Raw genomic sequence first — 6,600 nt, forward strand, 5'->3', positions numbered from 1 at the left:
TGCAACCGCAGTGGATTAGCTATAGTTACGCTCTGGGTAATTCGTTCGATGTTGCCAAGTCCGCATTACTGCGCATAACAGACGTCGATGCCAGTCGCGGCATTCGAAACATTGGACTCACTGCTACCGTCGGATGCGGCGCAGAATGACTCGCCTAGCCAAGATAAACCCTGTCCTGTACGGCCCAAACCAGCCGTTTGCCTCACCACTCGACGCTGCAGCGCAGCCTGCGCATTGCTGCCGTTCGTGCACCTTGCAGCATTGTCGAACAGCGGGTGACGGCAAACCACAACATAGCCGTCAAATTCTCGGGATACTCTGCCACAGTTAGGATCTTTCTTTCGGCCAATAATCCTGAAGCAAACCTATGGCTGTGCGCCCTGCTTCCAGCGCTCGGTCTGCCTCTTCTTCGGATTCCGTCAGACGAGCCAGGGTAATCGTGCCCATCAAGAGCGCCATCGCAGCTAAGCCCTGACCCGAACGGGTTTCCGACGTGTCCTGCAAAAGGGCCGCCATGCGATCTAACGCCTGTGCGCCCACTTGATGGGGCGCGCCCGTTGTGCGGGCAAGCTCTGTTCCCATCGCCGCCAACGGGCATCCGTTCCGACTATCTTGAGCGTGAGCTTGGGAAAGATACTTAGCTATGTAGCCTTGGCGCTCCTTCTTTCGCCCTTCGCTGGTTTCTTCGCGCTCCATGTCGGAAACCACATCGTCGACTGCGTGCCAGAAGGCTGTCGCGATCAAATCCTCTTTCGACTCGAAGTGCCGGTAGAAACCGCCATGTGTCATTCCGGCTGCCTTCATGACGTCAGCGACGCTGGTCGCTTCGACCCCGCGTTCGCGGAACAACTGCGCTGCAGCATCCAGTATCCTGTTGTGACTGCGCTGTTTTTCCGCTTCCGACATCCTCGGCATTTTCGCGCTCCCAGACGGGGTTGACATTTAAGATTACATGTATCATCTAAATTATAGATTGCAAGTATCATCTAAAGGAGTGTGCCCGTGCCTGCCAAACCCAAGATCCTTGTCACAAGCGCAAGCGGTAAGACCGGGCTGCAAGTCGCGCTTCAGCTCAAAGCAAAAGCTTACCCTGTCCGTGCGTTCATACGGCGGAGAGATCATCGCTCTGACCTACTTGAGCGCGCTGGTGCTGAATTGTTCGTGGGTGACCAGTATTCCTTGAGCGACATGCGCAAGGCCATGAATGGCGTGCAGCGGGCTTATCAATGCGCCCCGACGGCACCCAACGGGCTGCACTTCAACGCAGTCTTCACAGCCGCGGCTTACCAAGCAAAGGTCGAACATGTCGTTACGCTTAGCCAGTGGCTGTCCAGCGTGGATCACCCATCCCTGTTTACACGCGAAGTCTATCTGGGCGACATCCTGATCGGCATGCGCCCCGAGATGTCTGTGACCACGGTGAATGTCGGCTGGTTTGCCGAAAACTACCTGATGGTACTGGGCATGGCGGCCCATCTTGGGCAGTTCACGATGCCGCTCGGCGACGGCGACGTGAAGAAGAATGCCGCCCCCTCAAACGAAGACATTGCCCGCGTGGTTGTCGGTGCCTTGACGGATCCGGCACACCATGCGGGCAAGACCTACCGCCCCACGGGCCCAACGCTGTTGTCACCCAACGAGATCCCTGAAGCAATGGGCCGTGCGCTGGGGCGGCGTGTTCGCTACGCAGACATTTCCGAGCGTATGATGGTCAAGGCGCTGAAAGCCCTTCGCCCAGCAAACTATTCGGAAGCGGCAGTCACCCAGCTTGCAATCTATTCAGAAGAGTACCGGCGAGGCGCCTTCGCGGTGAACGCCCCAACCGAAGACGTGTTCCAAGTCAGCGGGCACGAACCTGAAGCCTTCGAAAGCATTGTACGGCGCAAGGTCGCTGATCAACCGGGCCTGGCGCGCAGCCTACCAGGCAGCATTGGCGCGATCGGCAGCTTTCTAAAGATCCTCACGACGCGCCCCTTCGATCTTGATCGCGCCCAGATGCAGCGAGACTATGTACAGCTTTCTTCCCCGTCGTATTGCCAAGACGACGCCGCGTGGGCGGAAAGTCACCAGCCCACCGCCAGAAGGACCGCACCGATGCGTGTCGCCTGACACTACGCAAGACGAAGGATTGTCCCCCAAGACGAAAGGACCTCTGAATGAACATTCAGGACGAACTTATCACTCGAAACCAAGAATTCGCGGCGGGCTTTGACAGTGCTAACCTGCCGATCCTGCCAAAGTTGCGAACGGTTGTGCTGACTTGCGGCGATGCCCGGGTCGATCCCGCGCACATCCTCGGACTGGAGCTTGGTGATGCGGTTGTAATCCGAAACAACGGCGGACGGGTTACACGCGTTGCAATCGAAGAAATCGCCACCCTCGCCTTTCTGGTGAGCGTCATGACGGAGGGCCGCGAACAGGCGTTCAACGTAATCCTGATGCAGCACACACAATGTGGAGCCCAGCGGCTGTCCAATCCAGACCTTCAGGACGCGCTGCTGAAAAAGCTTGGGATAGATGTGTCCGAGTACGCGATCACGGATCAGGAAAGCGACCTTTTCGCAGACATCAAGCGCCTAGCGGTAGCACCGGAGGTACCGGACGCGATCACCGTCTCAGCCTTGCTTTATGATGTCGCCACTGGAACAGCCCACGAGATTGCTCCGGCCGCATCATTGGGGGCGATCCGGGCCGAGGTGAGCGTATCGCAAACTGCGGTTCGAGGGTGAAGGTCTGCCTACCTCCAATTCACGTAAACAAACGCATATCGAAAGGACCGATCAGATGACGCCCACAGTGATATTCCTTCTTCAGTTCGCGATGAGTCTCTTTGTCTTTGCTCTGATCGCGGCGTGGTACGTTGCACCCTGGCTTGCACGGCTGTCGGCGGCGGCAGCGCTCTCAATCCTGCTGTTGCCGCATGCTTTCCGACACATCGGAATGAGCTTCTTGGTACCAAATCTCAACAACGGAGGGTTGCCCGAGGCGTTCGCAACCAGCGCCAGCTATGGCGATTTACTCTCGGCGTTTCTGGCAATCGCCGCGCTTATCGCTTTGCGATGGGGATCAGTGGCCGCCCTTCCGTTGGTGTGGGGTTTCAACATCCTAGGTACTGTAGATCTGGTGAACGCCTTGCGCCAAGCCGAGGCAATTAACTACTTTGGCCCCACTTGGTTCATTCCAACATTCTTTGTCCCGGTACTTTTGGTCACGCATGTGATGATCTTTGCACGGCTGTTGAAGGCAGAATGGCCCAAGGCGGCGTCGGCATGACAGAACAAATGTGCTTCTCAGGCAGGCAGTGCTGCTGCCTGCCCCACTGAGTCTCACGGCCCACACCGGACCTTCGCCCCTGCCATTAACGCAGCGGTGCGGCATCCACAGAGCGGACCTTCAGTCGTAGCGCAGCATTGTCGGGTCGTTACCTTGTAAGCCAGACCCTATTTGACTCTAACCGGTGCTCTTTATCGTCTACAACAGGTGAGCGGGCGGCCATCGGAACAGGCTTTTCTCATATTCGGTAATTGATTTTGAAAGCCACTGTATGAACAGTTTTGCCACTGGCCGAACCGGACCAGACAGCGTGACAAGGTAATAGCCGATCCGTGGTATTGGATCATCAAACAGCGCCACGAGTTGTCCTGACTTCAACTCGTCAGAGACAAAGGCCGGTACTGTCGCCCCGATACCGTCACCTCGGCGGATGCCATCCAACAGCATGTTGCCCGGCATGCGGATCACTTTCCGTTCCGCTTCGGGCGGGATGCCAGCCTTTTCCAGCCACAGATCAAACTCGACCGACGCCTGTTCCTGAAGAAGTGTGAAATCAAGCAATTCTACAGGGTTTTTGAGCACCCTGTTTCCGATCAGTTCGCGGGACGCGACGACCGTCAGACAACCAGGTAGCAGCATCTGCGAGACAAGCCCTGACCAGCGACCTGTTCCGTATCGGACGGCCATATCAATTCCGCCCGGCTTGAGATCGACAGCCTGGATCGTTGAATCGATCCTCAATTCGATATTGGGGAATTCATCAATGAACGTCGACAGCCGCGCCATGAGGAACGCGCTTGAAAACATCGGAGTCGCGCTGACCACCAACGGTCGAACCGACTCTGCACTCGTCACCCTCTCGGTCACAGAGGCCATTTCAGCGAAGGCTTCAAGCAAACCAGCCGACAGGAATTCGCCTTGCGATGTCAGAGAAATACCGTGCCGGGTACGAGTGATAAGCCGGGTGCCGAGTTGTTGTTCTAGCCCGCGGATTTGCTGGCTGACTGCGGAATGGGTCACGTTCAGTGCCTCTGCCGCCCGGGTCAGATTTTGAAACTCGGCGGCGGCGGCGAAAGCTCTGAGAGATGTCAACGAGGGAAGCGTGCGCCAATCCATAAGTTAGACCATCTAACAATATAGAAAAATTTACAACTATGTCATCTCCCCTTGCCGGCGCATGCTGGTGCTGGAACTCATTGGCGGACACAGGAGGCTAAGATCATGAAACTTGCTGTATTGGGACTGGGCAACATGGGGTCAGCGCTGGCGCATTGCCTGCTCAAGTCAGGTCACGATGTCAGCGTTTGGAACCGCACGCCGGAAAAGGCAGAGGTTTTCGCTGAGGTTGGCGCCACCATCTGCTCCTCACCGAATGATGCCATCGCGGCGTCTGATTTTGTCATCATTTGTATCAAGAGCCACACGGAAACAGTTGAACTAGTCAACGGGCTGAGTCTTTCGCTAGAGGGTAAGACTATCTGCGACATGAGCACAGGCGATACCTCGGATGCCGATAGACTGGTCGCCATCCTGGAGAAACAGGGGGCTGGCTACATGCTTGGCATGATCAATGCCTACCCTTCTGGCATTGGCGGTGACGAAACCACAATCCTGACGGTCGGCAGTGCCGGTACCTGGGACCGTTATGGCAGCGTCATCGGAAACTTGGGTGGAAAGTCCGCCCATGTTGGAGAGAAGCCAGCGGCGCTTGCCGCGCTCTTCGCCGGCCTCTTCACGGTTCGGCAGGGGTTTATGTTCGGAATGATATACGGTGCACTTGTTTGTCAGAAAGCGGGCATCCCGATGCAAGTTTATGCCGACCAACTTCCTGCCACGATCAAATTGGTCAAGGACTACCATGATCTCTTTGCCAGAACCGTTCCGACCGAGAACTACGACAATGCAGAAGCCTCTCTGAAGGTTTACGCGATGGCGCAAGAGGATGCGTTGAAGACCTATCTCTCACTTAATGCTCCCGCTGATTTCATCCGGTTGATGCATGACCGAACCAAGACGGCTTGGGACGATGGCCATGGCGACAGACAGCTGACCTCACTGGTCCAGCATATGACCGATGCCTGATGCAAAAAGGCTCTCCGCCCATTGCAGACTTTCTGCAGCTACCACGATCTACCGAACGGCACTCCGAGAGCGTGCATTCGGCCCTGTGCAGCATTTCAGCGGGTTTCGTTAAGCTAATTATGCATTTTTTTTAAAAACTCAGCTCTGTAGCAAAGCGACTTGAATCGTCTCATCCCAGCCAAGATACAACACATCCCGATCGCGTATTACCGGGCGCGCCATCACCTTGGGTTGGGCCGAAATCTGTGCCTCTACTTCCGAATTTTTTAGCCAGTCATTAAGCGCTCGGTAATCGTTCGATTTTCGGTCCACCAGCAAGTCCCCGAATTCTGCAATCAGCTCAGCCAGCTCCGCTTCGGTCAGAGGTTCCGCCCAGACATCGCGGAAAGTGACTTCCTTGCCTTCTGCCTCCAACGCCTTTCGGGCCTTCTGGCAAATCGCGCAGGTGTTCAATCCATAGATCATCATGTCGCGGTCTCTTTTGCAGCCATCTCGCAACCTCACGCATCAACCCCTCCAACGCAACCATTTGATCTGGCATAGCTGCCCACATGTATCCCACGCTACGAACATTTTTCGTCGTTCCTTGAGGTTTCTGGATCAACCCATTCCAGTAAATCGCCTGACAATCGAGATACTGCGTTGCGGCCCTTCGAACCGGGCGTGGCAGTCATAGCCACCAGACTTTGGCCAATTTGCACATTCCTGTCTTAGGGTTATTCCTCTTGGTGAGCTGAATCGCTACGATTGTAGATGAGGCAACAAGCAGGATAACGCGATGCGCAGTGCAATCTTCTTACCCGTAGCGGCAATGTTCCTGGTGGCCACAATATACGCTGCACCAGCAACGGCCGCCTCACTCGGACGATACGAGGTTTTTGGCGTCGAAGACGGTGACATGCTGAAAATGCGTGGTGGACCCGGAACAGGCTACAATGTGATTGTTGGTCTGCCAAATGGAACCGCCTTACGAGTTCACAGTTGCGAGCAAACCGGTGGCACTCGTTGGTGCCGCGTTTCTTTGGTGCGTGCGCGTGGGCTCAAAGGGTATGTCTCCTGGGCATATTTGCGAAAAATTTGATACAATGGAGACCAGCATTGCCATGTTAACAGCGACCATGAAATGTCGATGGAAATTGCCCTTTCTGTTCAATTGGCATCGTTCAACATGGGCTTAGGTTCTGGACCTATTAATTTGGTTGCCGTCATCCCGCCTGCGTGATTCATACCCGTGAGTTTCAGGGG

Annotated in this window: 8 protein-coding genes; 5 read left to right on the plus strand and 3 right to left on the minus strand. The window is 55.6% G+C overall.

Annotated features, from left to right (window positions below):
* Nucleotides 1-327: 327 nt before the first annotated feature.
* Complete coding sequence (locus tag AC2FH2_RS15095) at nucleotides 328-915, minus strand: TetR/AcrR family transcriptional regulator (protein ID WP_185956695.1); 588 nt, start codon at nucleotides 913-915, stop codon at nucleotides 328-330.
* Nucleotides 916-1,002: 87 nt separating this feature from the next.
* Here AC2FH2_RS15095 and AC2FH2_RS15100 point away from each other — a divergent pair, with 87 nt between their 5' ends.
* Genes AC2FH2_RS15100 through AC2FH2_RS15110 form a run of 3 tightly spaced genes read left to right on the plus strand, consistent with a single transcriptional unit; the run spans nucleotide 1,003 to nucleotide 3,273 of the window.
* Nucleotides 1,003-2,109 carry an NmrA family NAD(P)-binding protein gene (locus tag AC2FH2_RS15100; protein ID WP_496824195.1) on the plus strand — a complete coding sequence of 369 codons (1,107 nt, stop codon included), beginning with the start codon at nucleotides 1,003-1,005 and terminating at the stop codon, nucleotides 2,107-2,109.
* Nucleotides 2,110-2,156: 47 nt separating this feature from the next.
* On the plus strand, nucleotides 2,157-2,729 hold the full coding sequence (locus AC2FH2_RS15105; RefSeq protein WP_496824197.1) for a carbonic anhydrase: 573 nt from the start codon (nucleotides 2,157-2,159) through the stop codon (nucleotides 2,727-2,729).
* Between the two features lie 55 nt (nucleotides 2,730-2,784).
* Nucleotides 2,785-3,273, plus strand: coding sequence for a DUF8737 domain-containing protein (locus AC2FH2_RS15110; protein ID WP_142637299.1), 489 nt, complete (start codon nucleotides 2,785-2,787; stop codon nucleotides 3,271-3,273).
* Between the two features lie 198 nt (nucleotides 3,274-3,471).
* Here the strand turns inward: AC2FH2_RS15110 and AC2FH2_RS15115 are convergent, their stop codons facing one another.
* Nucleotides 3,472-4,389 carry a LysR substrate-binding domain-containing protein gene (locus AC2FH2_RS15115; protein ID WP_271950534.1) on the minus strand — a complete coding sequence of 306 codons (918 nt, stop codon included), beginning with the start codon at nucleotides 4,387-4,389 and terminating at the stop codon, nucleotides 3,472-3,474.
* A gap of 51 nt (nucleotides 4,390-4,440) precedes the next feature.
* Here AC2FH2_RS15115 and AC2FH2_RS15120 point away from each other — a divergent pair, with 51 nt between their 5' ends.
* Nucleotides 4,441-5,355: an NAD(P)-dependent oxidoreductase gene (locus AC2FH2_RS15120; RefSeq protein ID WP_496824199.1), complete on the plus strand. Its 915-nt coding sequence runs from the start codon at nucleotides 4,441-4,443 to the stop codon at nucleotides 5,353-5,355.
* 138 nt (nucleotides 5,356-5,493) lie between these two features.
* Here the strand turns inward: AC2FH2_RS15120 and AC2FH2_RS15125 are convergent, their stop codons facing one another.
* Nucleotides 5,494-5,823, minus strand: a complete 330-nt coding sequence (locus AC2FH2_RS15125; protein ID WP_496824201.1) for an arsenate reductase family protein — start codon at nucleotides 5,821-5,823, stop codon at nucleotides 5,494-5,496.
* 310 nt (nucleotides 5,824-6,133) lie between these two features.
* Here AC2FH2_RS15125 and AC2FH2_RS15130 point away from each other — a divergent pair, with 310 nt between their 5' ends.
* Complete coding sequence (locus tag AC2FH2_RS15130) at nucleotides 6,134-6,436, plus strand: SH3 domain-containing protein (RefSeq protein ID WP_496824203.1); 303 nt, start codon at nucleotides 6,134-6,136, stop codon at nucleotides 6,434-6,436.
* Nucleotides 6,437-6,600: the final 164 nt, after the last annotated feature.

This window comes from Ruegeria sp. YTSA105 (assembly GCF_059610225.1).

Bases quoted from the DNA above. Each gene is read 5' to 3' on its own strand.
- AC2FH2_RS15095 (WP_185956695.1), bottom strand. From the start codon at position 915: ATGCCGAGGATGTCGGAAGCGGAAAAACAGCGCAGTCACAACAGGATA.
- AC2FH2_RS15105 (WP_496824197.1), top strand. From the start codon at position 2,157: ATGAACATTCAGGACGAACTTATCACTCGAAACCAAGAATTCGCGGCG.
- AC2FH2_RS15110 (WP_142637299.1), top strand. From the start codon at position 2,785: ATGACGCCCACAGTGATATTCCTTCTTCAGTTCGCGATGAGTCTCTTT.
- AC2FH2_RS15115 (WP_271950534.1), bottom strand. From the start codon at position 4,389: ATGGATTGGCGCACGCTTCCCTCGTTGACATCTCTCAGAGCTTTCGCC.
- AC2FH2_RS15125 (WP_496824201.1), bottom strand. From the start codon at position 5,823: ATGATGATCTATGGATTGAACACCTGCGCGATTTGCCAGAAGGCCCGA.
- AC2FH2_RS15130 (WP_496824203.1), top strand. From the start codon at position 6,134: ATGCGCAGTGCAATCTTCTTACCCGTAGCGGCAATGTTCCTGGTGGCC.